This window comes from Streptomyces sp. NPDC057280, assembly GCF_042668605.1.
Lineage (GTDB): Bacteria > Actinomycetota > Actinomycetes > Streptomycetales > Streptomycetaceae > Streptomyces.
Map to the genome: position 1 here is coordinate 77,914 of NZ_JBHUYR010000005.1, position 26,598 is coordinate 104,511.

General features: G+C 72.1%; 25 protein-coding genes and 1 pseudogene. 11 read left to right on the forward strand and 15 right to left on the reverse strand.

Annotated features, from left to right (window positions below):
- Nucleotides 1–12: 12 nt before the first annotated feature.
- Nucleotides 13–660 carry a hypothetical protein gene (locus tag ACFUO4_RS27890; RefSeq protein WP_383489945.1) on the reverse strand — a complete coding sequence of 216 codons (648 nt, stop codon included), beginning with the start codon at nt 658–660 and terminating at the stop codon, nt 13–15.
- 43 nt (nt 661–703) lie between these two features.
- Here ACFUO4_RS27890 and ACFUO4_RS27895 point away from each other — a divergent pair.
- Nucleotides 704–1,401, forward strand: a pseudogene (locus ACFUO4_RS27895) (maleylpyruvate isomerase family mycothiol-dependent enzyme).
- Nucleotides 1,402–1,470: 69 nt separating this feature from the next.
- Complete coding sequence (locus ACFUO4_RS27900; protein ID WP_383489948.1) at nt 1,471–2,163, forward strand: copper homeostasis protein CutC; 693 nt, start codon at nt 1,471–1,473, stop codon at nt 2,161–2,163.
- Nucleotides 2,164–2,272: 109 nt separating this feature from the next.
- Here ACFUO4_RS27900 and ACFUO4_RS27905 read toward each other — a convergent pair whose 3' ends face one another.
- Nucleotides 2,273–4,333 carry a UvrD-helicase domain-containing protein gene (locus ACFUO4_RS27905; protein ID WP_079306918.1) on the reverse strand — a complete coding sequence of 687 codons (2,061 nt, stop codon included), beginning with the start codon at nt 4,331–4,333 and terminating at the stop codon, nt 2,273–2,275.
- Nucleotides 4,334–4,595: 262 nt separating this feature from the next.
- Here ACFUO4_RS27905 and ACFUO4_RS27910 point away from each other — a divergent pair, with 262 nt between their 5' ends.
- Nucleotides 4,596–4,781 (forward strand): hypothetical protein, encoded by a 186-nt coding sequence (locus tag ACFUO4_RS27910; protein WP_179143273.1) that lies wholly within the window; start codon nt 4,596–4,598, stop codon nt 4,779–4,781.
- A gap of 28 nt (nt 4,782–4,809) precedes the next feature.
- Here ACFUO4_RS27910 and ACFUO4_RS27915 read toward each other — a convergent pair whose 3' ends face one another.
- Nucleotides 4,810–6,453, reverse strand: a complete 1,644-nt coding sequence (locus ACFUO4_RS27915; protein WP_383489953.1) for a DNA repair helicase XPB — start codon at nt 6,451–6,453, stop codon at nt 4,810–4,812.
- A 133-nt stretch (nt 6,454–6,586) separates the two neighbouring features.
- Here ACFUO4_RS27915 and ACFUO4_RS27920 point away from each other — a divergent pair, with 133 nt between their 5' ends.
- The gene (locus ACFUO4_RS27920; RefSeq protein ID WP_383489956.1) at nt 6,587–7,132 is read left to right on the forward strand and encodes a hypothetical protein; all 546 of its coding nucleotides are present in this window, start codon (nt 6,587–6,589) and stop codon (nt 7,130–7,132) included.
- Between the two features lie 4 nt (nt 7,133–7,136).
- Here ACFUO4_RS27920 and ACFUO4_RS27925 read toward each other — a convergent pair whose 3' ends face one another.
- Nucleotides 7,137–9,677 (reverse strand): helicase-associated domain-containing protein, encoded by a 2,541-nt coding sequence (locus tag ACFUO4_RS27925; RefSeq protein ID WP_383489959.1) that lies wholly within the window; start codon nt 9,675–9,677, stop codon nt 7,137–7,139.
- A gap of 152 nt (nt 9,678–9,829) precedes the next feature.
- Here ACFUO4_RS27925 and ACFUO4_RS27930 point away from each other — a divergent pair, with 152 nt between their 5' ends.
- On the forward strand, nt 9,830–10,798 hold the full coding sequence (locus tag ACFUO4_RS27930; RefSeq protein WP_383489962.1) for a hypothetical protein: 969 nt from the start codon (nt 9,830–9,832) through the stop codon (nt 10,796–10,798).
- A gap of 52 nt (nt 10,799–10,850) precedes the next feature.
- Nucleotides 10,851–11,486 carry an HAD family hydrolase gene (locus ACFUO4_RS27935; protein ID WP_383489965.1) on the forward strand — a complete coding sequence of 212 codons (636 nt, stop codon included), beginning with the start codon at nt 10,851–10,853 and terminating at the stop codon, nt 11,484–11,486.
- Here the strand turns inward: ACFUO4_RS27935 and ACFUO4_RS27940 are convergent.
- The gene (locus ACFUO4_RS27940) at nt 11,462–11,713 is read right to left on the reverse strand and encodes a hypothetical protein (protein ID WP_079306906.1); all 252 of its coding nucleotides are present in this window, start codon (nt 11,711–11,713) and stop codon (nt 11,462–11,464) included. The genes ACFUO4_RS27935 and ACFUO4_RS27940 overlap by 25 nt on opposite strands.
- 164 nt (nt 11,714–11,877) lie before the next feature.
- Between ACFUO4_RS27940 and ACFUO4_RS27945 the strand changes: the two genes are divergently transcribed.
- Nucleotides 11,878–12,261, forward strand: a complete 384-nt coding sequence (locus ACFUO4_RS27945) for a cold-shock protein (protein ID WP_059195867.1) — start codon at nt 11,878–11,880, stop codon at nt 12,259–12,261.
- A 24-nt stretch (nt 12,262–12,285) separates the two neighbouring features.
- On the opposite strand, the gene ACFUO4_RS27950 is transcribed toward ACFUO4_RS27945, so the two are convergent.
- The 4 genes from ACFUO4_RS27950 to ACFUO4_RS27965 all read right to left on the reverse strand — a co-directional run bounded on the left by ACFUO4_RS27950 (nt 12,286) and on the right by ACFUO4_RS27965 (nt 15,755).
- Nucleotides 12,286–13,143 carry a 1,4-dihydroxy-6-naphthoate synthase gene (locus tag ACFUO4_RS27950; RefSeq protein WP_383489969.1) on the reverse strand — a complete coding sequence of 286 codons (858 nt, stop codon included), beginning with the start codon at nt 13,141–13,143 and terminating at the stop codon, nt 12,286–12,288.
- Entirely contained in the window at nt 13,140–13,778 is a 639-nt protein-coding gene (locus ACFUO4_RS27955; RefSeq protein WP_079306902.1) for a futalosine hydrolase, read from the reverse strand. Before ACFUO4_RS27955 ends, ACFUO4_RS27950 begins: the two co-directional genes overlap by 4 nt.
- A 13-nt stretch (nt 13,779–13,791) precedes the next feature.
- Entirely contained in the window at nt 13,792–14,295 is a 504-nt protein-coding gene (locus tag ACFUO4_RS27960; RefSeq protein WP_079306900.1) for a hypothetical protein, read from the reverse strand.
- 62 nt (nt 14,296–14,357) lie between these two features.
- Nucleotides 14,358–15,755 (reverse strand): MFS transporter, encoded by a 1,398-nt coding sequence (locus ACFUO4_RS27965; protein WP_179143271.1) that lies wholly within the window; start codon nt 15,753–15,755, stop codon nt 14,358–14,360.
- 326 nt (nt 15,756–16,081) lie between these two features.
- Between ACFUO4_RS27965 and ACFUO4_RS27970 the strand changes: the two genes are divergently transcribed.
- Nucleotides 16,082–17,008 carry a DUF3027 domain-containing protein gene (locus tag ACFUO4_RS27970; RefSeq protein WP_079306896.1) on the forward strand — a complete coding sequence of 309 codons (927 nt, stop codon included), beginning with the start codon at nt 16,082–16,084 and terminating at the stop codon, nt 17,006–17,008.
- A 14-nt stretch (nt 17,009–17,022) separates the two neighbouring features.
- Here ACFUO4_RS27970 and ACFUO4_RS27975 read toward each other — a convergent pair whose 3' ends face one another.
- The 3 genes from ACFUO4_RS27975 to ACFUO4_RS27985 all read right to left on the reverse strand — a co-directional run bounded on the left by ACFUO4_RS27975 (nt 17,023) and on the right by ACFUO4_RS27985 (nt 19,188).
- The gene (locus tag ACFUO4_RS27975; RefSeq protein ID WP_079306894.1) at nt 17,023–17,616 is read right to left on the reverse strand and encodes a Uma2 family endonuclease; all 594 of its coding nucleotides are present in this window, start codon (nt 17,614–17,616) and stop codon (nt 17,023–17,025) included.
- Between the two features lie 52 nt (nt 17,617–17,668).
- The gene (locus tag ACFUO4_RS27980) at nt 17,669–18,523 is read right to left on the reverse strand and encodes a helix-turn-helix domain-containing protein (RefSeq protein ID WP_383489975.1); all 855 of its coding nucleotides are present in this window, start codon (nt 18,521–18,523) and stop codon (nt 17,669–17,671) included.
- Between the two features lie 200 nt (nt 18,524–18,723).
- The gene (locus ACFUO4_RS27985; RefSeq protein WP_383489978.1) at nt 18,724–19,188 is read right to left on the reverse strand and encodes an ATP-binding protein; all 465 of its coding nucleotides are present in this window, start codon (nt 19,186–19,188) and stop codon (nt 18,724–18,726) included.
- A gap of 155 nt (nt 19,189–19,343) precedes the next feature.
- Between ACFUO4_RS27985 and ACFUO4_RS27990 the strand changes: the two genes are divergently transcribed.
- On the forward strand, nt 19,344–20,195 hold the full coding sequence (locus ACFUO4_RS27990) for a helix-turn-helix domain-containing protein (protein ID WP_383489981.1): 852 nt from the start codon (nt 19,344–19,346) through the stop codon (nt 20,193–20,195).
- Nucleotides 20,192–20,401, forward strand: coding sequence for a DUF397 domain-containing protein (locus ACFUO4_RS27995; RefSeq protein ID WP_383489984.1), 210 nt, complete (start codon nt 20,192–20,194; stop codon nt 20,399–20,401). Before ACFUO4_RS27990 ends, ACFUO4_RS27995 begins: the two co-directional genes overlap by 4 nt.
- A 65-nt stretch (nt 20,402–20,466) precedes the next feature.
- Here ACFUO4_RS27995 and ACFUO4_RS28000 read toward each other — a convergent pair whose 3' ends face one another.
- The 3 genes from ACFUO4_RS28000 to ACFUO4_RS28010 all read right to left on the reverse strand — a co-directional run bounded on the left by ACFUO4_RS28000 (nt 20,467) and on the right by ACFUO4_RS28010 (nt 25,456).
- A complete protein-coding gene (locus tag ACFUO4_RS28000; protein WP_079306886.1) occupies nt 20,467–21,330 on the reverse strand; it encodes a hypothetical protein in 864 nt (287 codons plus the stop codon).
- Between the two features lie 51 nt (nt 21,331–21,381).
- A complete protein-coding gene (locus tag ACFUO4_RS28005) occupies nt 21,382–22,161 on the reverse strand; it encodes a DUF5707 domain-containing protein (RefSeq protein WP_079306884.1) in 780 nt (259 codons plus the stop codon).
- Between the two features lie 166 nt (nt 22,162–22,327).
- On the reverse strand, nt 22,328–25,456 hold the full coding sequence (locus ACFUO4_RS28010) for a sacsin N-terminal ATP-binding-like domain-containing protein (protein WP_383489987.1): 3,129 nt from the start codon (nt 25,454–25,456) through the stop codon (nt 22,328–22,330).
- Between the two features lie 265 nt (nt 25,457–25,721).
- Here ACFUO4_RS28010 and ACFUO4_RS28015 point away from each other — a divergent pair, with 265 nt between their 5' ends.
- Nucleotides 25,722–26,576: a hypothetical protein gene (locus ACFUO4_RS28015; RefSeq protein ID WP_383489990.1), complete on the forward strand. Its 855-nt coding sequence runs from the start codon at nt 25,722–25,724 to the stop codon at nt 26,574–26,576.
- The last annotated feature ends 22 nt before the right edge of the window (nt 26,577–26,598 follow it).

The following is a 26,598-nucleotide window of genomic DNA, read 5'->3' on the forward strand; positions in this document are numbered from 1 at the left end:
AGCCCGCTGCCCTCAGGGCGACAGCATTTCCAGCTCGGCGGCGAGGTTGTAACGGGCGGTGGACTCCCAGTGCTCGGCGCCGTACGGCGTCCGGAACAGCCTCGGCAGATCGAGAAGGTGCCGCAGGACCGCCGAACGCCCCTCCCGGAAGGCCTCGTTGGGGACGAAGTGGTACTCCTCGCGCACGGCGGCCGTGTACGCGGCGTACGCGGAGGGCGGGGCGGCGAGGATCGCGAGGTCGGCGTCGCACAGCACCTGTCCGTCACGGTCGTCGTCGGCGGGGTCGTGGGTGACGGTGAGCCGCACGAGCCGCGCGACTTCGGCGGTGGTCGCCGAGGGGACGCCGGCCTCGGGGAGGGCGCGCTCGGCGAGCCGGGCGGAGCGCTCCTCGTTCTCCGACCGCTCGGGCAGATACACCGCGTCATGGAACCAGGCGGCCAGACGGACGGCGTTCGGATCGGCGGCGTACTCCTCCAGTACGTCGATCCGGTCGAGGACCGCCGCCAGGTGCTCCACGGTGTGGTACCGGCGCTGCGGCTCCTGCCAGCGCCGCAGCAGGGCGTCGGCGTACCGGTAGGGGTTGATGGCGCAGGAGTCGTCGGTGCGTGCCGCGAGCAGCGCGCGCAGCCAACGGGAACGGAGGTCGTCGAGATCGGCCATGACCTCATTGTCGCGCCCCCCGCCGCCTGGCAGGTTGGGCGGCATGACGACTGCTGACGTACGCGACCCCGAACTCCCCGGCCTCCTCCTCATCACCGAGCGCGACGGGCTGATCCCGCTCCTGCGGTCCCGCCCCGACGCCGACTTCGCCCAGCCCACGGCCGGGTGTCCCGGCTGGACGGTCCGGGACGTGGTGGCGCACTGCTCGTCCGCGCTGATGCGGATCGTGGAGAGCCGCTTCGAGAAGGACGTCTTCTCACCGGAGGCGAACGACCGGGACATCGCCGAGCGCGCCTGGGGGCACCTCCCACGCCTTTAAGGCAGTGGGGGAGGAGCAACGCGCAGGTCGTGGACGAGCTGGAACGCGGCATGACCGAGGCCGGGCCGGTGATCGCCAAGGCGGGCGGGGTGCTGGACATGGCCGCGCTGGGGGAGTGGGTGCACGGCGGGGACGTACGCGACGCGCTCGGCGAACCGGGCGCCTACGCGGGCCCCGGCCTGCCGCACGCCCTCCTGCTGCTGTCCCGGCTCACCCGGCACAAGGGGACGCTGCCCCTGCACGCCGACCTCGACGACGTCGACGAACCGCTCACGCTGGGCGCTGCGTCGGGGGAGCGGACGCCGGCCCGGTACATCGGGGACGCCGCCACCCTCGTACGGCTGTACGCGGGGCGTCCGGTGGAGGGGCGGGCCTTCGAGCTGGCCGGGGCGGAGGCGGCGGAGCTGAACATCTTCTTCTGATTCTTCCGAGGGGCTGGCGTACCCTGAGATTGGACTAGACCTGTTGCCTACGCCTACGAACGGGGTCCCATGAGCAAGCGTGCAGTCCTCGAGGTCATCGCCCTCGACGCCGAGGACGCGATCGCGGCACAGGCCGGTGGCGCGGACCGGCTGGAGCTGGTGACCGACATGGCGGCCGACGGTCTGACCCCGTCCGTGGCGGCCTTCGCCGCGATCCGGGCCGCCGTCGGCATCGACCTGCGCGTGATGCTCCGCCTGGCGGACGGCTTCGCGGCGGGGGACGTGGACCGGCTGGTCCGGGTCGCCGGTGAGATGAGGGCGGCCGGCGCGGACCAGTTCGTGCTCGGGTTCCTCGACCCGGAGGGGGGCGTGGATCTGGCGGCCGTGGAGCGGGTCATCGCCGAACTGGACGGCTGCTCCTGGACGTTCCACCGCGCCATCGACCACACCGCCGACCGGGACGCCCTGCGCAAGCAGCTGGCGGACCTGCCGGGGCTGGACACGTACCTCACGGCCGGTTCGGCGGAGGGCGTCGCGACCGGGCTCCCCACGCTGCTCGCGGAGGCGGCGAGGGCGGGGGAGCCGGGTTACGAGCAGCAGCTCCTGGTGGGCGGCGGGCTGGAGCTGACCCACGTGCCGGAGCTGCTGGCGGCGGGAGTGGACGCGTTCCACATCGGGGGAGCGGCGAGGCCGGAAGGCTGGGCGCACCCGGTGTCGCCGAAGGCGGTAGCGAACTGGCGCCGCGTTTTGGATGCCGGGTGAGCTGCCGCCGCTAAGGGGCGCGGGGCTGTTTCGATGTGCGGCTCCGCCGCGCGGGCGCGACCAGCCACAGCGCACCCGCACTCGGCGCCCGGCATCATGAGGCACTTTCTCAGCCGAGCTGAACCGGCAGCGGCGCCGCATGGGTCACGATCAACCCCGACACCGCACGAGTGAGCGCCACATACAACCGCCGCAACCCCGTCCGCTCATCCGGCTCCCCGTCGACAACCGCCTGCGGCTCGTCCAGGACCACGTAGTCGTACTCAAGCCCCTTCGCCAACGACGCCGGCACCAGCGTCAGCCGGGTCTCCTCGGTCGTCTCCTCGCCGGGCGCGAGGTAGCCGATGCCGGCCGCGTCGAGCGCCTCCGCCAGGGCCGGGACGCGGGCGTCCGCCGCGATCAGGCCCGTCGAGCCCTCGTTGCGCAGCAGCTCCTCGCAGGCGGCGACCACCTCGGCCGTGCCGGTGATCGCGCGGAGGTCGAAGAAGCCGGGGTTCTCACGGACCGACGCCACCGGCGTCAGCCCCGGCGCGATGTGCGGGAGCAGCCGGGAGGCGTACGTGATGACGTCCGTCGGCACCCGGAAACCGGCCGTCAGCTCCTCGATCACGCCGTCCGTTTTGCCGAGGTGGGCGAGTGCCTCGTCCCAACTCCGGGTCGCCCAGGGCGTGGTGCCCTGCGCCAGGTCGCCGAGGACGGTCGCCGAGCCGGTGGTGCAGCGGCGGCCGACCGCCCGGTACTGCATGGGGGACAGGTCCTGCGCCTCGTCGAGCACCACATGCCCGAGCGAGTGCGTGCGCTCGACGACGTCCGCCGCCTCGTCGATCAACACCGCGTCCGCGGCGGACCACTTGGCCGACTTCACCGACCGCACGGGCTTCGCCCACAGGATCGTCTTCTGCTCGTCCTCGTCGAGGATCCCCTCCGCGTGCGCGGCGAGGAAGTCCGCGTCCGTCAGCAGCCGCAGTACCAGCTTCGCCGGGTCGACCGGCGGCCAGATCTGCTTCACGGCCGCCTTCACCGCCGTATTGCGTGCCACCGAGTCCTGCACCCGGTCGTCCGGCGCCTCGCCCGAGCGCTCCATCTGCACCAGCACGGCGTGCGCGATGCGCTGCGGGAGGGCGTCGCGGGCGGCGCCGTAGCGGATGTCGCGGTCGAGCAACTCGCGGACGATGTCCTCCAGTTCATACGCCGGGACCCGCCACCGGCGCGAGCCGCGCACGACGACGACCGGCTCGGTCGGCATCGTCACGTGCGAGTAGACGGCCCGCCGCAGGACCTCCGCCATCCGCGCGTCACCCTTGATGACCGCGGCGGCCGCGTCGTCGCCGCCGCGCACCTCGACGCCCTTCGCCACCAGGTCGTCGACCGTGGCCTGCTGCACGCTCAACTCGCCCAGCGCGGGCAGCACCTGCTCGATGTAGTGCAGGAAGGACCGGTTCGGCCCGATGACCAGGGTGCCGGTGCGGGCCAGCCGCTCGCGGTGGGCGTACAGCAGATAAGCCACCCGGTGCAGACCGACGGCGGTCTTCCCGGTCCCCGGCCCGCCCTGCACGCACACCGTGCCGCCCAGCCCCGACCGCACGATCTCGTCCTGCTCGGGCTGGATGGTGGCGACGATGTCGCGCATCGGGCCGACGCGCGGCCGCTCGATCTCCTGCTGGAGAAGCTTGCTGGTGGTGGCGGCCTCGGCCGGGTCGGAGAGGTGCTCGTCCTCGTACGCCGTGATGTCACCGCGCGTGTACCCGAAGCGGCGGCGCAGGCCCACGTCCATCGGGTCCTTCTTGGACGCCCGGTAGAACGGCTGCGAGACCGGCGCACGCCAGTCGATGACCATCGGGTCGCCGTCGTGGTCGTGGACGTGCCGCCGCCCGATGTAGAAGCGCTCGCCCTCCGCGCCCTCGGCCAGGTCCGTGCCGGGCGCGTGCAGATAGTCGAGGCGGCCGAAGAAGAGCGGGGTGTCGCTGAGGTCGGCGAGGGCCGCGATCCGCTCGTTGATCTGGCGTTCCAGGATCTGGGCGTTGACCCAGTTCGCGGTGACGTCCTTGATGTCGAGGGACTCGGCGTCCTCCCGCATGGCGCGCAGGGCCGCACGGGACGCGGCGAGATGGCCGCGCTCGCGGCCGAGCGGGTCGTCCAGGGGCGCGGGGTCGTCGACGGGCGTGGACAAGGGGGTGCCTCCGAAGGTGCTGCGGGCTGGGTGGCTGCTGCTGCGAGGTGCCGACCGGTTTCCGTCCGGACGGCGGCGCTCCGTCGAGGGAGGCGGGCAAGAGCGGAGATTCTAGGTGAGCGCGGTAAGAGGCCGCCAATGGATTTCCGGCGGCCCGCACCCCTAGGGGACGCGGCCCTACGGCCCCTACGACTCAGGTATCACAGCAAGTCGGGACCTTGGGCCGATGCCCTCCTTATGCCTCGGAAGCCACCATGGAGACATGAGTGCAGCGACCCTCACCCCAGCCCCCGGTCGCCCTTCCGGAGCGACCCCCCTCACCGACACCCACCCCACGCACCGCCTCGGCGACACCCTTCGCGCGATACGCGTCTTCGCCGGCGCCGCGTTCCAGGTGATCATCCTCGGCGAGTACGGCGAAGAGGCCGGCATCCGCCGAAGGAAGTAGCCCCCTCAGCCCTGCCCTGCCCTGCCCCTCAGCCCTCCGTCAGCAGTTCGTCGGCGTCCACGATCCGGTAGGCGTACCCCTGCTCCGCCAGGAACCGCTGCCGGTGCGCGGCGAAGTCCTGGTCGATCGTGTCCCGGGCGACCACCGAGTAGAAGTGCGCCTGGTGCCCGTCCGCCTTGGGCCGCAGCACCCGACCCAGCCGCTGCGCCTCCTCCTGCCGTGACCCGAAGGTGCCCGACACCTGGATGGCGACCGTCGCCTCCGGCAGGTCGATGGAGAAGTTCGCGACCTTCGACACCACGAGGACGCTGATCTCGCCCTCCCGGAAGGCGTCGAAGAGCTTCTCGCGCTGGGCGTTGGGCGTCTCGCCCTTGATGACCGGCGCCCCGAGGTGCTCACCGAGCTCGTCGAGCTGGTCGATGTACTGCCCGATCACCAGGATCTGCTGCCCGGCGAACCGCCGGACCAGCGCCTCCGTGACCTTCCGCTTCGTCGCGGTCGTCGCACAGAAGCGGTACTTCTCCTCCTGCTCGGCGGTGGCGTACGCGAGCCGCTCGGAGTCGGTCAGGTTGACCCGGACCTCGACACAGTCGGCGGGCGCGATGTAGCCCTGCGCCTCGATCTCCTTCCAGGGCGCGTCGAACCGCTTGGGCCCGATGAGCGAGAAGACGTCCGACTCCCGCCCGTCCTCCCGGACGAGGGTGGCCGTGAGGCCGAGGCGCCGCCGCGCCTGGAGATCGGCGGTGAACTTGAAGACGGGCGCGGGCAGCAGATGCACCTCGTCGTAGACGATCAGCCCCCAGTCCCGGGAGTCGAACAGCTCCAGGTGCGGATAGACACCCTTACGCCGGGTGGTGAGCACCTGGTAGGTGGCGATGGTGACGGGCCGGATCTCCTTCCTCGTCCCGCTGTACTCGCCGATCTCCTCCTCGGTCAGCGAGGTCCGCTTCACCAGCTCGTGCTTCCACTGCCGGGCGGAGACGGTGTTGGTGACGAGGATGAGCGTGGTCGACTTGGCCTGCGCCATGGACCCGGCCCCGACGAGGGTCTTCCCGGCACCGCAGGGCAGCACCACGACCCCGGACCCGCCGTGCCAGAAGTTCTCCACGGCCTGCTTCTGGTACGGCCGCAGCGCCCACCCGTCCTCGGCCAGCTCGATGGGGTGCGCCTCGCCGTCGACGTACCCGGCGAGGTCCTCGGCCGGCCAGCCCAGCTTCAGCAGCGTCTGCTTGATCTGTCCCCGCTCGGACGGATGCACGATGACGGTGTCCGGGTCGATCCGCGCCCCCACCAGCGGCGCGACCTTCTTCGACCGCAGGATCTCCTCCAGCACGGGCCGGTCGGTGGTGGTCAGCACAAGCCCGTGCGCGGGGTGCTTGCTGAGCGTCAGCCGTCCGTACCGGTCCATGGTCTCGGCGACGTCGACGAGCAGCGCGTGCGGCACCGGATACCGGCTGTACTGCACGAGCGCGTCGACCACCTGCTCGGCGTCGTGCCCGGCGGCGCGGGCGTTCCAGAGGCCGAGCGGCGTCACCCGGTAGGTGTGGATGTGCTCCGGCGCCCGCTCCAGCTCCGCGAACGGCGCGATGGCCCGACGGCACTCGTCGGCCTGCTCGTGGTCGACTTCCAGGAGCAGGGTCTTGTCCGACTGGACGATCAGCGGTCCGTTCACGTGCACTTCCCTTCCGCACGGGCCAAACGTCCAGTGTGCCGCATACCGGCGGGAACCGATCCGGCCGTCGGCGCAACCTCTGCCCCGTCTTGTCTGTCTAGTCGGGCGGGGACCGGCGGAGTGAGGAGCACGCGTGTCGGTGGTGAGGTGGGGGTTCGGGCTCGGGGCCACGGCCGTGCTGGTGGCCACGGGGGCGTGGGTGGTGTGGCCGCAGGACGTCGACAGCGACCTGTGGCGGGAGATACGTCCGGCGATCGAGGCCCGCCTCGTCGCCGAGTCGCACGGCACCGGGTACGGCGAGAGCGTCCCCGAGCTCGACGCGCGCTGGTTCTGCCACGCGGAGGCCCTGGAGCTGGACGAGCGGGACGGGGTCGTGCGGGCGGGCGTCGACACGCTCTGCATGGAGTACGGCGTCCAGGCGCACGCCCTGGTCGAGTGCTCCGGCGCCCACGTCCCGCAGGTGCTGCGCCTGGAGCGGGACGCGGACGCGGTCGGCGGCTACCGGATCGTGTCGCAGGAGCAGGCCCCCGAAGGGGCGGGGTACGCGGAGTGGACGCAGGCCCACTTCGGTCACTTCACCCGCGCCGAACTCGACGACACCGTCTCGGCCTCGCCCCTGGAGGCCGCCGCCCGCACCCACTTCGGCCTGCCCGCGGACGCCCCCGTGAGCGACTGCTAGCCGCCTAGTCGCCTGCGAGTTCGGCCACGCCCGTGATCCGGTGCAGCGGGTACGTCCGTACCTCGTCCGCCGTGTGGTCGTACGCCGTCACGAAGCCGCCCTCCACCCGGACCGGGGCGATGACGCGCTGGCTGGCGGCGCCCTCGGCGTTGACGTAGCCGATCCACAGGGCCTCGCCGGTGAGGACGGCGGCCTGCATCGTGGCGAGGGTCTCGGCGGGGCTGGTGCGCGGGAGCTCACCGGTGGGACCCGCCGCGGGGGTCTGCTTGCGCGGGGTCGTGGAGGCCAGGTCACCGGCCCGGATCGCGCGGATCGCCGCCGCCAGCAGCGTGGCGTCCGGCACCGGCGGGCCGTCCGGCACCGGCTCGGGGGCGGTGCGCGGCGGGGTGCGGTGGGCGTGTGCGCGGGCGATCAGGACGTCGCCCTCGGCGGACTCGGCGGCCGGCGCGAACCCCATCGAGCGCAGCCCGTCCAGCAGGGCCGCCGGATCGGCCTGCGAGGCGAGGACCGTGGGGGCGAGACGCCGGAGCCCCAGCCCCGCGGCCCGCTTGTCGGCGAGGATCTCGTTCAGCACGGCGTCGTCGTCGCAGCGGACGTACGCGGCGGCCGCGCCGACCCGGAGATGGCCGTGCTTGCGGGCCACGTCGTCGATCAGATAGGCGAGCGGCTGCGGCACCGGCGTACGGGAGTGCGCGGCCAGGAAGGCGTGCAGGTCGGAGGCGGACTGCCCGGCGTCCAGCGCCCGCCGCACCGAGCCGGGCGTGAACCGGTACACGGTCGCCCCGCCCTTCGACTCCACGTCCGCGAGCACGTCCAGCATGTCGGCGAGCGGCCGCCGCAACGGCCCGGGCGCCACCGCCGTCAGGTCGGCCTGGAGCAGCACATGGTCGAGCGGCTCGGGCAGCAACGGCGCGAGCAACCGCCCGGCGGCCGCGACGGCGACGGCCTGCTCGGCGGCGGAGAGGGGTTCCGGGTGGGGTGCCGGTACGGGGTGGTGGTGCACGGGCAGCCTGTCGCCGGGGCCGGTCGGCTCGTCGGGCTGCTTCGGTTCCTGCGCGGCGGCCCGGACGGAGGCGGCCGCCGGCCCCAGCAACGCCCGCCCGTGCGCCGACAGTGCCCCGCGCCCCGTGATGCCCAGCAGCTCGGCCTCGCTGAGGGTCCACTGGGCGAGTCGCGAGCGCAGGTCGTCCTCGCGGCGCTGCGGCCGTTCCCAGCGCAGTCGCGCCAGCACCGACTCCGCCGTCGGCGCCGCCCCCTCCGGCAGGCCCGCCAGCAGGGTCAGCACCCGGTGTCGTACCTCCGACGCGGCACTGCGGTCGAGGCCGGGACCCAGCGCCGACAGGGTCCGCTCCTTCGCGTCCCGGCCGCCGACCAGTCCCGGCGTCCGCGTCGCCGCCAGCCACGCCTGTGCGAGCCGCGCCCAGCGCTCCGCGGGGGGCTGTTCCAGCCACTCGTCATACGCCGGGGTCGCCGCGTACCGCTCGTCGGCCTCGCCGTCGGAGGCCAGCAGCCCCGCCGCGTAGGCCAGTTCGACCCAGAACGCGGCGACCGGCTCGGGCACGTCGAGGGCGACCGCGGTCCGCTTCAGGTCCCGCACGCTCAGCCCGCCGGCCCGCAGCACCGCGGGCCCGCCCTCGTCCCAGTCCTTCAGCAGCTCCTCGACGGTCGCCAGCGCGGTGTACGCCTGCCCGGCCGCCGTCGCGTCCACAACCTGTGGACGGTACGAGGCCGCCGCCTCCACGACCGGCGGCACCGGCTCGGTCGCCCGGTGCGCGAGCCCGCCCCGCAGATGCAGCGCGACCTCACGCGGCAGCACGACCGTCCCCGGCGCCGTCGGCAGCAGCAGCCCGAGGTCCAGCAGCCGCCGCAGCCGGGGCGCCGGATCGGCGGTGACCTGCCCGTACGGCGGCCCCCACATCAGCCGCCGCAGCACGTCGAGGGACTCCTCCGGCAGCCCGCCGAGCAGCTTCGCCATCCGCTTGCGGTCGGTGAACAACCGGGTCAGCGCGGCCACCGCCGACACCGAGTCGTGGGTGGACGGCAGCCCGGCCGCGGCCACGATCTCCTGGATCCGCCCCGGCGACATCCCCGCGGACGCCTCCTGCACGGTCGGCCCGAGCCCGGTCGGTGACGGATGCTGCGGCGAGGGCGCGAGCAGTTCCCGCGCGGTGCGCACCAGCCGCAGCCGCGTGTCCTCGCCCCACACCAGCGCCTGCTCGCGCAGTGTGCCCACCGCGCGGGGCAGCGCGGCGGCGACGGCGTGGTCCCCGGCGTCCCCGGCCATCAGCCCGAGCAGCTCCTCGTACGACGCCGGGTCCCCGGCCACGGCCAGCGCCTCCGCGGTCTGCAGCGCGAACCGGTCCAGGCGTTCGAGGGCGCGCACGACCGAGGCACGCGTCCCCGCGCGGGTGGCGAGCTGGGTGAGGTCGGTGGGGACGGGGGTGATGAGGTCGGGGCGGGCCCGCAGCAGTGCGGCCAGGGAGACGTCGTCCCTGGCCCGGAGGGCTTCGGCGAGGGAGCGGGGCGGGGTGGCCGGGGTGCTCATCCGCCCCACGGTATCCGGTCGGTACGACGGTGAGGGGTGGCTCGGGCGTCGGAACCCGCCCCGGCGGCACGACCGTACGCGGCTACGTCGGCCGCCCCGCGCGCGATACCGTCACTCCGGGGTTTCAACGCGCCGCCCCCCGGAGGGACTTCGTGGGTATCGAGAGCGATCAGGTCGTCTACGAGTATCTGAGCCGCGTCGGCGACGTCGCGCAGCAGCGGCAGTTGCCGTCCGGCACCCGCATGCGCCTCGTCTCCGAGCTGCGCAACGAGATCGACCGGCGCCGCGCCAAGGCGCCCGTGGACAGCCCCGCGGCCGTACGCGGCATCATCGACCGGCTCGGCAGCCCCGACGAGGTCGTCACCGCGGCCGGCGGCGCCCCGCAGACCGCGTCGGCTCCCACGCCCACCCCCACCGCCGTACCCGTGCAGCGGGACCGGGACGTCGCGGAGCCGCGCCCCAAGGGGCTGCGCCGGATCATCCCCAAGCCCCGTCCCGCCGAGACCCCGGACGAGGCCCCGGCCCCGCCGCACCTCGCCGGCGCGTCCGAGCTCGGGAACAGCACGCTCCCGCCGGACTGGTGGCGGACGGAGGGCTCCCCGTTCGGCGCCGGCGAGAGCGTCCCCGGCTTCGTCGGCGGCGTGGAGATCCCCGAGCTGCTCAAGCCCCCGCCGCCGAAGGAGACCCCGAAACCGCCGGCCGAGAAGGCGGCGCAAAAGCCGGCAGAGGTCGCGGAGGAGGTCGCGGCCCCGCGCCGCCGGCGTCTGTTCTCCCTCCCGAAGGGCAAGTGGACCAACCCCCTGCTGCTGCTCGCCGCCGGCTGCCTGGTCGTCGGTGCCGTGATCGGCAACCTCGTCGTGTTGCTCGTCGGCTGGCTCATCGCCTACGCCTCCCGGCGGCTGACCGACACGGAGACCAAGTGGGCCGTGATGTACCTGCCCGGCCTGGCGCTCACCGCCGGGATCGTATGGCTGTGGGGCAGGACCGAGGGCCGCTGGGGCGAGCCCATCGCCGAGGGGCAGATGAACGCCGCGGTCGCCGACACCTGGCCCTGGGTGGTGCGGGGCGCGGCGGTGGCGTCGGCGCTGTTCGTGGTGTGGCGCTCACAGCGGCAGCGGTAGGCCGGTTTTATCCGCTGTCCGGCCCTCATGCGGTCCGGGCACAATGACCCATATGGCCTCTGCACCCATCTCCGCCCCGACCGTCGGCTTCGACCTCGACATGACCCTCATCGACTCCCGGCCCGGCATCCACGCCTGTTACGTGGCGCTCGCCGAGCGGACGGGGACGTACATCGACGCCGACCTCGCGGTCACCCGGCTCGGGCCGCCGCTGGTGGAGGAGATAGCCCACTGGTTCCCGGCGGAGCGGGTGGCGGAGATGGCCGAGCTGTACCGGTCGATGTACCCGGCGATCGCCATCGCCGCGACGCCCGCGATGGACGGCGCTCGGGAGGCCGTCGCGGCCGTGCGCGCGGCGGGCGGGCGCGCGATCGTCGTGACCGCGAAGTACGAGCCGAGCGCCAAGCTGCACGTCGAGCACCTCGGGCTCGATCCCGACGCGGTCATCGGCGACCTGTGGGCCGAGCAGAAGGCGGTGGCGCTGCGCGAGCACGGCGCGTCGGTCTACGTCGGCGACCACCTCGGCGACGTGCGCGGAGCCCGTACCGCCGAGGCGCTGTCGGTGGCCGTGGCGACGGGCCCGTGCAGCGTGGCGGAGCTCACCGAGGCCGGCGCGGACGTGGTCCTGGCCGACCTCACGGAGTTCCCGGCCTGGTTCGCCGGCTACCTCCCGGCGGCCCGCGCCTGACGCCGTCCCGCCGCGACCGACCGCAGCACTCCCGCGGCGGCGATCAGGAAGCCGACGCCCATGAGCATGCTCAGTCCGAACATGTACGTCGGAAAGGGCGTCGTACCGAGAAACAGCGGGGCCACGGTGACGAGTGTGGCCACCGTACCGACGAAGAACACGATGGCACCGGCACGGATCAGTCGGTCACCGGGCCCGGCGGAATTCGCTTGGGTTTTGTCACGCACCGGACCAGGGTAGTTCCCTGCCCGAAGGAACAACCGGGCGACGTCTTGTCACCGGCCCTAAGACCATTAGCCTTGGTACCGGCGGGTCCGACGACCCGCCCCAGTGCTATCAAGAGCCGTTTTCAGAAGCAGTTTTCCGACGAGTACGAGGACGAGGAACAGACGTGCCTACCGGCAAGGTCAAGTGGTTCAACAGCGAGAAGGGCTTCGGCTTTCTCTCCCGCGACGACGGCGGTGACGTCTTCGTCCATTCCTCGGTCCTCCCCGCCGGAGTCGAGACACTGAAGCCGGGCCAGCGCGTGGAGTTCGGCGTCGTCGCCGGACAGCGCGGTGACCAGGCCCTTTCGGTCGTCATCCTGGACCCGACCCCGTCGGTCGCGGCCGCCACCCGAAAGAAGCCGGACGAACTGGCCTCCATCGTCCAGGATTTGACGACCCTCCTGGAGAACATCACACCGATGCTGGAGCGCGGCCGCTACCCCGACAAGGTCGCCGGAAAGAAGATCGCCGGCCTGCTGCGCGCGGTCGCCGATCAACTCGACGTATAGAGGGCGTACGGAACTGGTGGATTTCTAGGGGAATTCCAGTGCGTTCGGGCCGAGGGGCGGTACCAGTCCCTCGGCCGCCGCACGCGTCAGCAGACCCCTGACCGCCGCGTACCCGTCCTCGCCGAGATCCGCCGTGAACTCGTTGACGTACAGCCCGATGTGCTGGTCGGCGACGGCCGGGTCCATCTCCTGGGCGTGCTCCATGACGTACGGCCGGGACACCTCGGGCTCGTCCCAGGCGGCGCGCACGGAGGCGCGGACGGAGTCGGCGAGCCGCGTCAGCGTCTCGGCGCCCAGCGACCGCTTCGCGATGATCGCGCCGAGCGGGATGGGCAGCCCGGTGGTGTCCTCCCAGTGCTCGCCCATGTCGGCGAGCTTGTGCAGGCCGTAGTTCTGGTACGTGAAGCGCGCCTCGTGGATGACGAGTCCGGCGTCGACCTTCCCGTCCCGCACGGCCGGCATGATCTCGTGGAACGGCATGACGACGATCTCGCCGACCCCGCGCGGCAGCGTGTCCGCCGCCCACAGCCGGAACAGCAGATACGCCGTCGACCGCTCGCTGGGCACCGCGACCGTCCGCCCGGCCAGGTCGGCCCCCGCCTCCCGGGTCAGCACCAGCGGCCCGCAGCCCCGCCCCAGCGCGCCGCCGCAGGGCAGCAGCGCGTACTCGTCGAGGACGTACGGCAGCACGGCGTACGACACCTTCAGCACATCGAACTCACCGCGCTCGGCCATGCCGTTGGTGATGTCGATGTCCGCGAACGTGACGTCCAGCGCGGGCGCGTCCGGCACCCGGCCGTGCGCGAGGGCGTCGAAGACGAAGGTGTCGTTCGGGCAGGGCGAGTAGGCGATCTGCATTTTCACGGGATTCAAGGGGCTCATACCGTCTTCCAACTCTCCAGTACGGGTGCGAGCTTCCCGAAGCCCTCGGTCAGGGCCTCGAGCGCGTCGCCGATCCGCCAGGCGGCGCGGTCGCGCGGGCCGACGGGGTTGGAGACGGCCCGGATCTCCAGCACCGGCACACCGTGCAGCGCGGCGGCCTCGGCGACCCCGAAGCCCTCCATCGCCTCGGCGAGCGCGGTGGGGTGACGGCCCTTCAGGAGGGCGGCGCGGGTGGCGGTGCCGGTCACCGTGGAGACGGTGAGGACGGCTCCGGCGCGGGCGCCGGTGGCGGCGACGGCATCTCGTACGAGTGGTTCCGGCGGACGGTGGGTGACGGTCCCGAAGCCGAGCTCGGTGACCGGCAGGAACCCCTCGGCCGTCTCGGCGCCCAGATCCGCCGCGGTGATCTCGTCGGCGACGACGAGCGACCCGACGGGCGCGTCCGGCGGGAAGCCGCCCGCGATACCCGCGGAGACGACGAGACCGTAGGAGGCGGTGGCGAGGGCGGTCGCGGTCGCGGCGGCGGCGAGGGCGGGCCCCACCCCGGCGGCGATCACATCCGCGTCCATGCCCGTCAACGCACGAGCCACCGCATCCCGTTCGACCGGGACCGCGGTGGCTACGAGGATGCGCATGGCGTACGGCGGATCAGGCGTCGGCGTTGTGGAGCTTGAAGTTCCAGACGCCCTTGAACTCCTTGCTGGCGCCCGCGCTCTTGGGCTTGTCCTGCTCGACGATGCTGATGTACAGCGTCTTCGGCGCGGCCTGGCCCTGCTGGTCGGCGAAGAGGTCGACGCCCTGGAACGAGTAGTACGTCTTCTTGTAGACGTTCGTGACCTGCTGGCCGTTGATCCACAGCGCCCAGCCGGTGTCCGCGATCTTCGGGTCGACGCCGATGCGGAGGGTCTCGCTCTGGGAGACCTCGATCGCGTCGGACGCCTTCTTCAGGGCGCACTTGGTGGCCTTCTCCTGGCCGAGGTCGTCACCGTCCTCGTAGCAGGTGGCCTCGGCGCTGATGGAGTTCTTGCCGACCGTCACGGTCGCGCGGGGCGTCGGCTTGTCACAGGCCGCCAGGACGAGCAGTCCGGCGGAAACGGCGCCGGCGAGGGCGACGGCGCGGCGGCGTCGCACAGCGGCTTGCATCGTGGTCATGGCGGAAGGCTATCGGGCAGGTGCAGCAGTCTCTTTATGCGGGGTACGGCGTGCCCTGTTCGTTACGCCACGCGCGTGCGCGGACCGCCCCCGTGGCGGGCCGAGCCGAGCAGCCCCTTCACCGTCGTCAGCCAGCCCGCGGCGATGACCGCGGCGGCCACCGCGAGGCCCAGCGTGCCGTTGAGGGGCATCACGATGCCGACCGCGCCGCCGAACACCCAGGCCATCTGGAGCATCGTCTCCGAGCGGGCGAACGCCGAGGTGCGCACCTGTTCGGGCACGTCCCGCTGGATCAGCGCGTCCAGGGACAGCTTGGCGAGGGCCAGCGTGAAGCCGGTGACCGCGGTGAGGACGGCGACGAGGAACGCGCCGAAGAAGATCGCCGCCGTGATCGCCGTACCGAGGACGACCGCGAGGACGGTCACGATGATGATCTCCGGCGCGCGGGAGCGCAGCCCGGCGCCGACCGCCGTGCCGAGCGCGTTGCCCACACCCGCCGAGACGGCCACTATCCCGAGGGAGACGGCCGCGCTCTCGCCGGTCAGCGGGTGCTCGCGCAGCAGGAAGGCGAGGAAGAAGGTCAGGAAGCCGGACAGCCAGCGCAGGGCGGCGTTGGCGCCCAGGGCGTGGGTGACGGCGATGCCGACGGTCCGCAGGCCCGGGCGCTTGACCGGCTGCCGGTGGGGCCCGTGCAGATGCTTCTCGTCGGCGGCGAGCAGGGCGACGTCCTCGCCCTTGGCGGAGTCGACCTTCGGCGGCAGCGTGAAGGACAGGAAGGTCCCCGCGAGGAAGATCACGAAGGCGCCGTAGAGCGGCCAGCGCGGCCCGATCGCCTGCAACCCGGCGCCGATCGGCGCGGCGATGCCGGTGGCGAGGAGCCCGCCGAGCGTGACGCGGGAGTTGGCCTTGACGAGGGAGAACCGGGGCGGCAGCAGCCGCGGCACGACGGCGCTTCGCACCACCCCGTACGCCTTGGACGCGACGAGCACCCCGAGGGCCGCCGGATACATCTCCAGGCTGCCGCTGACGACGGCTCCGGACAGCACGAGCGCGAGCAGCGCCCGGGCCAGCATGGCACCGGCCATCGCGGCGCGGCGGCCGTGCGGGAGCCGGTCGAGGAGCGGGCCGATCACCGGGGCGAGGACCGTGAAGGGTGCCATCGTGATGGCGAGGTAGAGGGCGACACGCCCGCGGGCCTCGTCGGTGGGGACGGAGAAGAACACGGTCGAGGCGAGCGCGACCGTGATCATCACATCGCCCGCGCCGTTCACACCGTGCAGCTCGATCAGCTTGCCGAGGCCGGATTCCCCCGCGCCGTGGGCGTGCGTGGCCTTGCGGATGCCGCGGGCGGGCCCGGACACCGGGAAGTGCAGGGCACGCCCGACGGAACGCAGGGAACCTCGCGTCCTGCCGCTGCCCTTGATCCCGGTGGCCCCTTGGGGCGTCTTCGCGGTTGCCACGACGTTCATAGTGCCCCGAGTCAGGGCTTCGTAGTGCGGTTACCGCGCGTATGTCCGCGCTTTCCTGGCGGTCGGAAGGCGGTCGGAAGGCGGTCATGAGGCAGTCGGAAGGCGGTCGGAAGGACGGTAAACGTCCCGTCGGTGTAGGCCGTACGCACGCGAGCAGGTAGCGTGCGTATCTCAGCCATCCCGCAGAATGGATGGACAGGTGCGCCCGAGCGTGAGCGGGCGCGGACGTCGACGCGGCCCCCCGGTCCGCTCCGTCCGCCCCACCGCGCTTTCAGGCAGGCGCACCAGAGAGACGGCGTAGGAGAGAAGCGATACCTGTGAGCGCAGCGACCACGCGAAGCCGCACCCCCGACCGCCTGTGCGCCGAGGCCGTCGACCTCGCCCGCGCCGCAGCCGAGGAGGCGGCGGCTCCCGGCGTGGTCGGGGAGCACGCGGGTGCGGTCTCCGAGGGCGACCGTGTCGTCACGCACTTCTTCGAGTGCAAGGAACTCGGCTACCGCGGCTGGCGCTGGGCGGTGACGGTGGCGAGGGCGTCCCGCGCGAAGGTGGTGACCCTCGACGAGGTCGTCCTCCTCCCCGGCCCGGACGCCCTCCTCGCCCCCGAATGGGTTCCGTGGAGCGAGCGCCTGCGCCCCGGCGACATGGGCCCCGGCGACCTCCTCCCCACCGAGGCCGACGATCTCCGCCTGGAGCCCGGCTACTCCGGCGAGGACGAGCCGTTCCCGAACTCGCCGGTCTCGGAGGAGATGGCCGAGCTGGTGGAGGCGGAGGACGCGGAGGTCACCGCGGGCACCCCGTCGAACCTCCCGGTCGCACCCACACGCGGCACGATCGCCGCGATCGCCGAGGAACTCGGCATGCGCCGCGCCCGCGTGCTGTCCCGCTACGGCCTGCACAGCGCCGCGGACCGCTGGGAGGAGGCGTTCGGCTCCAAGACCCCCATGGCCCAGGCGGCCCCCGCCACCTGCGTCAGCTGCGGCTTCCTCACCCCGATCGGCGGCTCCCTCGGCCAGGCCTTCGGCATCTGCGCCAACGAGTTCGCCCCGGCCGACGGCAGGGTGGTGTCCCTGGCGTACGGCTGCGGCGGCCACTCGGAGGCAGCGATCATGCCGAAGCCGCCCCGCCCGGCGCCCCCGGTGATCGACGAGACGAAGGTCGACGCCTTCCCCCTCCGCCCGGCGGCGGACTCGGGTTCGGTCCCGGACGTCCCGGACGAGGCGGCGGCGGAGCTGGGGCACTCGTAGGGCTGCCCGGCGGCTCAGCTCTCGTAGCGGGGCAGGCTGGCGGTGGAGATCGTCCAGTCGCCGATGGTGACGTCCTCGCCGTAGACGAAGTCCTTGCGGGTCGCGTAGCGCGGGCCGTCGGGGGTGGAGTGGATGTCGGTGAGGACGGCGCCGGTGCCGGTGCGGGGGTCGAAGATCGCGTAGACGGGGATGCCCATGAGGGGGTAGTCGCGCATCTTGGTGACCCAGTCGTTGTTCGGGTTGGACTTGGAGACCACCTCGATGGCGGCGATGAGCGTGTGAGGGTCGATCGAACCCTGGACGTTCAGGTCGGCCCATGCGAGCACCATCACGTCGGGATGGCGCATGATGCCCTCGGGTTCGTCCTCTACGTCGGGTGCGCCGGTGTGGGCCAGCAGCTCGTCCGGCATGATCTTTTCCAGGCGGCGGCTGATGTGGGCAGCCGTGACCTCGTGAGGCCCTCCCGGCGACATCATGTCGTGGACGATCCCTTCCTTGGTGATCTCGAACTTCCCGGGCAGCGTGTCGTCCACGGACTGCAGGAAGTTCCGCATGGCCCGGTACAGGTGGGAAGCGCCCTGCCGCGCGTTGTCCGGGGCGATGGTCATGGCGCTCGCTCCTCGTCGTCTGTGCCCAGGGGCAAGGATCGTCGCTCTCATGCTAAGTGGCCTCCGGGAGATCGGTTCGGCAGTCGCGGCAGCGGCCCGGTTCGGGGGCGCGGAACACCCGCTTGCAGCCGGGGCACTCCTGCCATGGGTGCGGGGCGGCCGGTTTCGGTGCGAGGGCGCGGTACGGCGGCGGCAGGGGCGGCAGCTGGGCCGTCAGGCGGTGGGCCAGGAGGGCCGCGGGGCGGTGCAGGGGCTCGGGTGGGAGGTCCCGGGTCAGGGCTTCGCGTACGAGTGTGGCGGGGACGTCGCGTTCCAGCCACGCCGCGACTCCCGGGGCCAAGTGGGCTGCGTCGCAGGCCGACAGCAGCAGGCGGGGGTCGTCGCGGTGGAGGCGGGCGAGGAGGTCGGTGGCCTGCTGGAGGAGCTGGGGCGCGGGATAGCACGGGCGAGGGACAGCGGGGAGGGGCTTCTTGCGGGGTTGGCGGGGCTTCGTCGGCGGCGCCGGGGGCTGGTCGGCCTCGTGTTGGCTGCGGACTGCGCCCGGCTGGTTGCAGGAGATCGTGCGGCTGATGACCCGGCCGCCGGAGACGCGTTCCACTTCGCGGCGCAGATAGCCGTGGGCCTGCAACTCCCGCATCGCGTCGGCGATCCGGGTGGAACCCTCCTTGAAGCGGGCCGTGAGGCTCTTGATGCACACCTGCGCGCCCTTGGGCAGCGACTGGATGTGGGTGGCGAGGCCGATCGCGACCAGCGACAGGTCCGGGTGCTGGGCGAGATGGTTGCCGATCACCGTGAAGCGGGTGGTGTGGCGGGTGTGCTCGTGGATGAGTCCGCCGGAGTGAGGGTGATTTTTGCCCGCGATGCGGGACTGGGCGCGCGCGGGGGCGCTAGGGTTTTGGGTGTCCATCGGGAAGCTCCTACTTCCTCGGTGGTCAGGCCCTCGCACTGGGATGCCAGTCCCGGCGAGGGCCGTCGCATGTCTGCGGTGGTGTGTTGCGGCGAGCGTAGAGCAAGCAACCGGGCCGAAATCCAGCTCAGTTGGCGATGTTCACCCGGGCGGGTGAGCAGCCGCCGTGGGCGGGAGGGGTGGGGCTTGGTGGGTTTCTTTCACCGTCGTGGTCCTTTGGAAAGGGCGCCCCTTTCACCGGAGCGCGGGAAACCGGGTTCCGGTACGAAAAGGGGGACTTGGGGAGCCGGGGTGACCTCGGCCCATACCGTCTTGCGTGGTGCCGGGCCTTCCGAGACGCCCCAGCGGGACGCGAGCGCCGCCACGAGGGCGAGACCGCGTCCCGACTCCGCCTCGGGGGACGCCTGTTCGGGTCGGGGTTCGAGGTCCGCACGGGTGTCTGTGACCTCGATGCGCAGGGTGTCGCCGACGACGTAGAGCGTGAGCCGGAAGTCCCGCCCCGGGACGCGGCCGTGCGTCACGGCGTTCGCCGCCAGCTCCGCCACGATCTGCTCCGCCGGATCCGACGGCAGTCCCCAGCACCGCAGTTGCTCGGTCGCGAGCAGACGGGCGAGGCGGGCGCCTCGAGGTGTGGGGGAGAGCTGAATGCTGAAGTTGGGGATCACGTCACTCAGCGTGGTCGCGTGCGCCTACCGTGAACAGTGACGACTCCGATGCGTAGAGCGACTGTCCAAGGCTTGTCCAGCTGTGTCCAGGCTGTCCGGACGGTGCGTACGGGTAGGGGGCGTTGCGGCACGGTCGTACGGCGGAGGGGTGCGGGATGTCGGTGGAGACGGCGGAGGAGCCGGGGTGGGAGGTCGACCCGGACGACGAGTGGGGCGTCGCGGTCATCGCGACGGTGGGGCGCCAACTGCGGCTGCGGCGCGAGGCGGTGGGGATGCGGGTGCCCGAGTTCGCGGCGGCGGTCGGGTACGGCGAGGACCTGGTCTACAAGATCGAGGGCGGGAAGCGGATTCCCCGCCAGGAGTATCTGGACAAGGCCGACGAGGTGCTGGGGGCGGGTGGGCTGGTCTCGGCGTCTTGGGAGGACGTGAAGAAGGTCCGGTATCCGAGGAGGGTGCGGGAGCTCGCGAAGATGGAGGCGCAGGCCGTCGAGATCGGGGTGTACGAGTGCAATAGCGTCCATGGGCTGTTGCAGACGGCAGATCACGCTCGAACCCTGTTCGAGGCGGCTCAACCGCCGTATTCGCAGGATGACGTGGAGCGCATGGTCGCCGCTCGTCTGGCTCGGCAGTCGGTCTTCGACCGCGATCCCGCCCCGTCCATTCACTTCGTACTGGAAGAGGCCGTGGTGCGCCGGAAGGTCGGGGGCACAATGGGATGGCGACAGCAGCTCGAACACCTGCTGGAGGTGGGGGCGTTGCGCAACGTCACACTTCAGGTCATGCCGACGGACAGCGACGCCCACCCGGGCCTGGACGGCAAGATCGAGCTGCTGAAGTTCCCCGACGGAACGGCGGTTGGGCGCTCGGACGGTGCCTTCAACGGCCGGCCGATCACCGATCCGAAACAGCTCCGCATTCTCGAACTGCGGTATGGCACCATCCGGGCTCAGGCTCTCCCGCCCAGAGAGTCGCTGGCCTTTATCGAGCACCTGCTGGGAGAGACATGATCCGCAAGACCGCTGCCGAGGACGCGCGTGAACTGGTGTGGTTCAAGAGCAGCTACAGCAGCGGCACCGATGGCAACTCCTGCGTCGAAGTGGCGACCACCCCCACCACCATCCACATCCGCGACTCCAAGTACCGCGACACCAGCCCCCGCCTCGCCGTCACCCCGGCCGCCTGGCAGAGCTTCCTTCCCTACGCCTCGCGGTGAGCAACACGAACGCCGGCCCCGGACGGCTTCCGGGACCGGCGTGCGGAGATGGTGCTCGGTGAGGCTTACTGCACGTCGACGAAGTCACCCGCGGCGGAGACCGCCGGGGTGGTCGTGGTGCCCGCGAAGGAGTAGCGGAAGTAGCCGTCGGCGGCGGCGGTGACGGTCGTCTTGAGGTTGCCCGTCGAGTTGGTCTTGATCGTCTTCACCGTGGTGTAGGTGCTGGAGCCCTTCTTGCGGAACTGCAGCTTCACCGACTGGCCGGAGTACCCGTGGTACTCGTTGTCCTCCCAGTTGGCCCGGGAGAGCTTGCCGGTGACCGTGATGGTCTTGCCCTTCTTCACCGGCTCCGGCGAGGCGTTGACCGTCAGCTTGGAGTTGCGCTGGACGAGGGTGGTGCCCAGGTCGCCCTGGATCCCGTAGTCACCGGCGGAGTTGATGGCGAGACCGCCCGCGTGCCAGGTGCCGGCGTCGGAGTTGATCAGCTCGGCGTCGGACGGGTAGATGTCGATCAGGCCCGCGCAGTCGGCGGTGGTCTCCGAGGTGGGCGTGCAGGTGGCCGCCTTGACGCCGAACAGCTCGTTGACCGGGGCGTCGAACGAACCCTTGTAGATGAAGGGGCCGTTGGCGAAGTTCTCCTCGTCCGCGATGTCGATGTCCGCGGCGTGGGTCAGCGTGTAGGTGACCTTGGTGGAGACGTGGTCCTTGATGCCGACCTTGACCGCCTTGGCGATCTTCAGGTTCGAGAAGGAGACGTCCAGGTTGCCCTCGACGGCGGTGCTGAACGCACTCTTGCCCGAGGTGGCGGCGGCGAACGCCTTGGCGGCGTCGGCACGGTAGGTGGAGCTGTCCGCCTGCGCGGCCGGGACGGCCAGGGCGGAGAGGGCCAGGGCGCCGGAGACGGCGGCCACGGTGGCGCGAATACGCATGTGTTTCCTCAGCTGAGAAAGAAGAGAGTGCGGGTGCGGGTGTGCGGCTGACTACTGCACGTCGATGTAGTCACCCGTGGCGGAGACCGCCGGGGTGGTCGAGGTGCCCGCGAAGCTGTAGCGGTAGTAGCCGTCGGCCGACGCGGTGACCGTGGTGCTCAGACCGCCCGTGGAGGTGGTCTTGATGGTCTTCACGGTCGTGTAGGTGCTGGCGCCCTTCTTGCGGAACTGCAGCTTCACCGACTGGCCGGAGTAGCCGGAGTACGTCGCCGCGTCCCAGTTGGCGCGGGTCAGCTTGCCGGTGACCGTGATGGTCTTGCCCTTCTTCACGGGCTCCGGGGAGGCGTTGGCCGTCAGCTTGGACAGACGCTGGACCTGGAAGGTCTTCACGTTGTCCTTCTGGACGTAGTCGGCGTCCTTGCCCGAGGCGATGCCCCAGACCTTCCAGGTGCCGGCGACCTTGTTGACGGCGTTGGCCCCCGCCTCGATCTCGTAGCTGGCCTTGCAGTTCGCGGTGGTGGAGCTCGTTGCGGTGCAGTTGGCGTAGGCGTCGTCGGTGGTGGCCACGGCGCCGCTGTCGGAGTTGTCGAAGTCCGAGCCGTGCCACAGGATGGCCATGGCGTCCTTGACACCCGAATCGTCCGTGACCTTGAAGGTCACGGAGATCGTCTTGGTGGCGGTCGCGCCGACGACGACAGCCTTGCCACCGTTCACGACGACGTTCGAGATCTTGGTGTCGCCTACGACGGTGTCGGCCTGGGCGGCCGGCACGGCGAGGGCGGACAGGGCCAGGGCACCGGTGACGGCAGCCCCGAGGACTCGAATGCGCATGCGTTCCCCACGTGAAGAGGGGCCCCGACGGAGATCGTCCCCCACGGTCGTGTCAGCACGCCTGGGCCCAAAGTGATCGGTGAGTCTGTTGACTCACGTGATCAGATTCGTGACGCGTGGGAATGGTTGTACGGCCGGTGAAAAATTTGTGCGAGAGATTTCGGGGTCAGTCGAACCAGCGGTCCCGCGCCAGTTCCTCCGTCCGCGACGGATCCTCCAGCAGCGCCGCCACCTCGAACCGCCGCGGCCACTGTCCCGCCGCCCACGCCAGGCCGGCCGCGACGCCCTCCAGGGTGGCCGCGTGCAGGACCCCGTCGCCGGTCAGGCGCCAGTCGATCTCCACGCCGTCCACGACGAGCTCCTCGTGCTCGACGTAGGAGGACGGGGTCCGCGGACCGAGCAGGACCCGTACCGGGTCCGGTACGCCGTGCTCGGTGCCCTTCGAGTCCACCGACCCCGTGACCGACTCGCTCAGGCGCCGCACCTGGAACAGCTCCGCCAGTTCCGCGGCCCGCGTCGGACGTACCGGCAGCAGTGGCACACCCTCGGTGAAGGGCAGCAGATCCGGGGAGTCGACGACCACGGCGTCGGCCGCGTCCACGACCTCCACCCGCCCGTCCACCACGGCCCGCAACTCGTCGGGGAGAGTGACCTGTTCCGGGTCGAGGTCGGCCAACGCCCCGTAGAGGGCATGCAGTTGAGCCCCGGTCACCTCCCGCTCGGGGTCTGCCAGGCGGTCCAGGAGTTCCGCCGCGCCGCCCGGCTCGTCGAGGAGCGCGGCGACGGACGTGCGGACGCCCAGCGCCCGCAGCACCTGCTCGTCGTCGAACCCGGTCGCGTCGGCCTCGTCGTACAGGCCGCGGAGGAGGGGGTCCCCGCCGGCGGCCAGCAGGCCCGCCGGGCGTCGGCCGTCCAGGACCGGGTGCCCGCGCAGCCACCATGCGGTGTACGGCCGTACGACTTCATGGGTGCCGTCCGCGAGCAGGATGCGCACCTGCTGGGTGAGCGCGTCCCGCAGGGGCGGCTGGGCGAGGAGCGTGAGGGCCTGGGGCCAGCGTTCCTCGTCGACGAGTTCCAGGTCCCGTACGGCGACCAGCTCGGTGGCGACCGGCGGCACCGGCGAGTCCGGGAAGCGGTCCAGGACGTCCTCGCTCCACACGTCGACGGCGTCCAGCAGTCCGGCGTCGTCGGGCTCGGCGAAGTCCCCGTCGCGCGGCTCCAGTTCGTCCGGGTCGAGGACGACGTCGGTGGCGCGGACGAGGGCGAAGGTGGCCAGTACGCCACAGGCGGCGAGGGGCTGTTCGCCCCAGCGCGCCGCCAACTCCGGGTCCACCGTGGCCAGTTCGCCTTCCCGCATGACCTGGTGGAAGGGGCTGCCGGGGAAGACCAGTTCACCGGCGGGGGCCGGTTCGCCGTCCTCGTCGGGGAGGGCGAGTGCGCCGAGCCAGGGCTCGTCACCGGGTTCGAGACCCGCGTCCCGCGCCAACGCCAGCACGGTGTCGGCGAGTTCCTCCGCGTCCAGGGTGTCCTGCTCCCAGTCGAGCCCGCCCTCGTCGTCCAGGGAGGCGGCGACGGCGGCCCGTACCTGGGGGGTGGTCAGGACGGCTCGGGGGGACGCGGGCAGCGCGCCGAGCTTTTCCAGCAGCGGGTGGGCGCCGTCGGGATGCGCGACCTTCAGGCCGAGCCGGGCCAGCGTCTCCGGCTCGACCGGGGCACCCTCGGACGTGGGCAGCAGCACCTGCCGGGGCCCGATGGTGGTCCGGCCGTCGGCCAGCGGTACGGGCAGCCCGGACAGCCGGTCCGGGTCGACGCCGGCGAGGCTGTCGTAGAGCCGCCGCCACCAGCCGGGCTCCTTCTCCAGCCCGGCGAGCCGGTCGATCGCGTCGGTGAGCGGCACGCGGGCGACGCCCAGCGTCCGCAGTTCCACGCGCCGTTCGAGTCCGGCGGGGAGGAGAGTCGGCAGCACCTCGGCGAGCACGCTGACGGTGTCCGCCCCCGCGCCCTCGACGACCTCGGCCTCCCTCGGCCGCAGTGCCTCGGGCAGATCGTCCGTGGGCTCCAGGGCGGGCGGCAGGAAGGCGGTGCGCGGCAGCCGCTCCAGGACGGCGTGGCGCAGCGCGCCGTCCAGCTCGCCCTTGCCCAGCGGTCCGGGCACGAGGTCGATGATCCCGACGCCCACCGGTCGCCAGGCGGCGAGCAGGTCGGCGTACGCGTCCGCGGCCCGCTGCACGAGGAAGTCGGTCAGCGGGCCGGCGGCCGCGTGCCGCCGGGTGGGGTCGAGGGGGAAGGAGGCGATGAGCAGGGCGGGGACGCCGAGGGGCTCGTCGCTGGGGGTCGGGGCGTGCACGACGGGATTGGTGCGGGGCCGGACGGGCGCGCCCTCCGCGTCCACCGGCACGGCCCAGGTGACCGACCAGTGGGGCCGCAGCCGCTCCTCGACAGGGCGGTCGGCGAGGAGGTCGGCGGTGAGCGGGCCGTGGGCGGAGGCGACCCGCCAGGTGGTGGTCCCGGTCTCCCCGTCCCGTACGTCCTCCACGACGACGAAGACGCCGTCGGCGCGGCGGCGCAGGGTGCGGGCGTCGGTGCCCGCCTCGATCACGACCTCCTCCAGGCCGGGCAGGGCGAGGAGCAGGGCGTCGTCGACGGCGCGCAGCAGCCGCTCGGCGAGGTCGGCGGCGGCGGTGTCGCGCAGCGGCAGGATGACGGCGGTGTCGTAGCCGTCGGGGGCGGTGCCCTCGGCGGCGAAGGGCAGCCGGAGCAGCGGGACGTGCCCGTCGCGCCGCCGGATCTCGTCGCCGAGGCCGGGGCTGTGCCGGGCGGTGTCGGCGGCGAGGTCACGGGCCTCGGCGAGGGACCAGCGGACACCGCCGTGCCGGCCGACGACCGCGGGCTCGTCCGTGACGGCGAGGACGGCGGCGAATCCGACGCCGAACCGCCCGACGGAGGGCGTGCCCGCGGAGGTGTCCCGCTTGGCGGAGGCGCGCAGGGTGGAGAGGGACTCGACACCGGCGGCGTCCAGCGGGGCGCCGGTGTTGGCGGCGACGAGGACGCCGTCGCGCAGGGTCAGCCGCAGTCGCCCGGCCACTCCCGCGCGCGCCGCCGCGTCGGCGGCGTTCTGGGCGAGCTCGACGACGAGCCGGTCCCGGTAGCCGCCGAGGACGAGGTCCTCCTCGGCGTTGGCATCCTCGCGGAACCGGGCGGGGCTGGTCGCCCAGGCGTCGAGCACGCCCCGCCTGAGACGGGCGGTCCCGAACGGGTCGGCTCCCTCGGCTGCGGGCCGCACGAACTTGCTCACGATGACTCTCCTCGTCTGCGTGCGACGAAGGTACCGCGAGTTGGTCTTCGTCCCGCGCCGGGAGCCGCCGCTCCCGGCCCCCTCCTCCGCGGCGCCGCTGACCCCCGGTTTCGTCATGCGCATCCCATACGACGATCAAGCAACCCGCATGTAACGACAAAGTCGGCAAATTCGGCGTAGGGCCCTACAACCCACTCCCCAGGCCACGGATCTGGTCCCACGAGTCAACAGACTCCTAGATCAACTCTCCCCCTGGGGAACGCACATGCGCATCAGAGCCACCGTGGCCGCCATCTCCGCCGTCACCGGCGCCCTGGCCCTCACCGGCCTCGCCGTCCCGGCCGCCCAGGCCGCCGACTCCGGCACCCCCTACACGCTGGACGTCAGCTTCTCCAACTTCAAGATCGCCTCCTCGGTCAAGGTCGGCACCGGGAGCGTCAGCACGAAGGTCAGCTACACGCTGACCCACGGCTCCGACGTCGACCCCACCGCGTCGGACTTCTTCACCGACCCGTTCCTCTACCAGGGCTCGTTCGACGGCTCCGACAGCAGCGGTGAGATCTTCGGCGGCGACCCGGCCACCTGCACCGTCACCTCGGCCACCACGGCCACCTGCACCGGCACCATCGAACTCGAGCCGGGCGGCGAGGACGAAGGCGGCCTCGGCAACGCCGACGCCGGTACCTGGAAGGGCGCCGCCGAAGCCGTCGACTTCAACGGCCAGGACCCGAACAGCAACAACCTCGACTTCAGCAAGATCGGCTACAAGGACCAGGGCGGCCTCGCCACCACCAAGCTGCTGCGCCTCGCCAAGCTCACCGCCAACGCCTCCCCGGAGCCGGTGCGCAAGGGCAGGACCATCACCGTCACCGGCAAGCTGACCCGCGCCAACTGGGAGACCCTGAAGTACGCCGGCTACTCCGGCCAGTCGGTGAAGCTGCAGTTCCGCAAGAAGGGCTCCAGCACCTACACCACGGTCAAGACCATCACGTCCAGCTCCACGGGCGGCCTGAGCACCACGGTCACGGCCTCCGCCGACGGCTACTACCGCTACAGCTTCGCGGGCACCGCGACGACGTCGGCCGTCAACGCCACAGGCGACTTCATCGACGTCCAGTAAGGCCAGTAAGCAGTAACCCCCG